This window comes from Streptomyces sp. URMC 126, from assembly GCF_051386555.1.
Taxonomy (GTDB): Bacteria; Actinomycetota; Actinomycetes; order Streptomycetales; family Streptomycetaceae; genus Streptomyces.
Map to the genome: position 1 here is coordinate 1 of NZ_JBPQTX010000899.1, position 269 is coordinate 269.

Annotated in this window: 1 protein-coding gene; it reads right to left on the reverse strand. The window is 70.6% G+C overall.

What is annotated here, in order from left to right; genetic code table 11:
- The coding region (locus ACSNOK_RS34405; RefSeq protein WP_436784651.1) for a barstar family protein at positions 1-269 on the reverse strand (269 nt) is incomplete at both ends.

Below are 269 nucleotides of genomic sequence, written 5' to 3' on the forward strand. Positions count from 1 at the left end.
GTCCTCCAGGGCATCGGGATTCCATCCGAAGTAGCCGCCGGGGCCGTTGACGGCTTCTCCCAGAGCGCAGTAGAAGCCGTCCACATCGGTGATGTGCCGCCCGTCCAGACAGTAGACGGTGTCGGGCGGGCGATCCGGTACGGAGCGGAAACCATGGTGGATCAGTGCGGCGGACAACCAGCCGTGGCGGCCGGCCCGGTCCAGCCGGTGCCACAGACCGAGGCGGTCCAGCCGCCCGGTCCGGCGCAGGTGCCAGGGCCAGGCTGCCC